Origin of the sequence: Ventrimonas faecis, from assembly GCF_040096075.1 — a bacterium.
In the GTDB taxonomy this organism is placed as follows: domain Bacteria; phylum Bacillota; class Clostridia; order Lachnospirales; family Lachnospiraceae; genus Brotaphodocola; species Brotaphodocola faecis.
Genome location: NZ_JBBMFJ010000069.1, coordinates 1 through 1,724 on the forward strand (window position 1 = coordinate 1; position 1,724 = coordinate 1,724).

General features: G+C 36.8%; 2 protein-coding genes. Both read right to left on the reverse strand.

Going from position 1 to position 1,724, the window contains the following annotated elements; all coding sequences use genetic code 11:
• Window positions 1–78: 78 nt before the first annotated feature.
• Window positions 79–1,023: an IS3 family transposase gene (locus WMO41_RS15785; RefSeq protein WP_349230591.1), complete on the reverse strand. Its 945-nt coding sequence runs from the start codon at window positions 1,021–1,023 to the stop codon at window positions 79–81.
• The gene (locus WMO41_RS15790; RefSeq protein ID WP_349230590.1) at window positions 978–1,655 is read right to left on the reverse strand and encodes a helix-turn-helix domain-containing protein; all 678 of its coding nucleotides are present in this window, start codon (window positions 1,653–1,655) and stop codon (window positions 978–980) included. Before WMO41_RS15790 ends, WMO41_RS15785 begins: the two co-directional genes overlap by 46 nt.
• Window positions 1,656–1,724: the final 69 nt, after the last annotated feature.

Genomic DNA, 1,724 nt, shown 5'->3' on the forward strand with positions numbered 1-1,724 from the left:
TGAACTGCTCCCCGTCAAGTAGACAATTGAAAAAATATAAATTTTTCCTGCCAGCAGAAACTTATCTGCTGGCAGTTTTTATGCAGCTTGCAAGTAAATTTCGTATTTTTCCATTGGTGTTAAAATTCCGAGATTCCTTTGCAAGCGTTTATTGTTGTAGTAATCTATATAATCTTCGATCATTTTTACGAGAGTACCTCTATCAGTGAACCGTTTTCCATAGTATCGCTCTCTCTTCAGAATTCCCCAAAAGCCTTCCATTGGTCCATTGTCGATACATTTAGCAACTCGCGACATGCTTTGTATTATTCCAGCATTTACAAGTTTTGTATGAAATGTTCTGTTCGTATATTGGAATCCCCGGTCACTGTGAAACAGTGGCTGCGCACCAGGATTTCTAAGTAAAGCATTGTCTACCGTATCAAACACCAAAGCATTGTTGTTCTTATCACGAATAACATACGAAACAATCCGTCTATCATATAGATCCAGTATTGCACTTAGATAAACTTTATGTTTTTCCATCCCAATATAATAATGGAATTCTGTCACATCAGTGAGCCATTTTTCATTTGGTGCTTTGGCAGTGAACTCCCGATTAAGTATGTTTTCAGCTATGTACTGAGGGATTGCAGCCTGTCTTGTGCATCCGTTGTTAGAATACTTGATAGTTGATTTTATATTAAGTTTACGGCAAATGCGTAGCACACGTTTATCGTTTACATCAATATCATGATATCGTTCCAAATCATCTCTGATCCTTCGGTAGCCTTTATCCGGTGAGTCTGTATGAATCTTTTCTATCTCGTCAGCAATAAACCTATTCTTTTGCTCACTTTTAGGAATTTCTCTGTGTAGCCATTTATAATAAGCTGCTCTAGAAACATTACCAAGTTTACAAAGTGCAGCAACTGAATAATTATGATCTTCATGTTCTTCTTTGATTGCCTGATATATATGTTCATGACGGACCAGGCTTAGCCCCGCCTCCTCTCTATTTCTTCGAGTTTTTTTAAAAAAGATGCCTCCATTTCAGCACGTTCTTTCTCTGCTTTTAAAATTTTAACTTCAGCACGCAGCTTTTCTAATTCACTCATCTCATCGGGACGTTTTCGTTTGCCACGGTTATCTCTTAAAGCTTCCACTCCACCAGCTTCGTATTTGACTATATAATTGCGAGCCTGTTGATAGGACACCTGATATTGTTCTGCTGTTTGGGCATAATTACGATCATGTGCGATACAATACTGTACTATTTCAACCCGTTCTTCAAAAGTGGTTTTTCTTCCTTTGGTCATGATAATACTTCCTCCTGTTCCAGAAGATTTTAATTCTTCATGACCATTATACTTCCTTATCCAAGTTTGTAACTTACCTTTTGAACGGATCCCGTATTTTTTGCAAATATCATCTTGAGAACCATAGCCTGCTAAATAATCTAAGACTGCTTGTTGTTTCAATTCTTTGGAATATTTTTTATTCCCTTTCAATGTGAATGCATCTGCTCCCATAGATTCATAATTTCGAATCCATTGTTGGACAGATGCGAAACTTACATCAAACATATCGGCAATTCGCCGTTGGCTTTCTTTTCCATCCAGATATAGATTTACAGCATATATCTTATCTTCAACAGATACTTTTCTTTTAGACATAAAATATGCTCTCTCCTAAGTGACAAGTTTTTATTATTTCACTTGTCTACCTAGAAGGGAGCATATCAA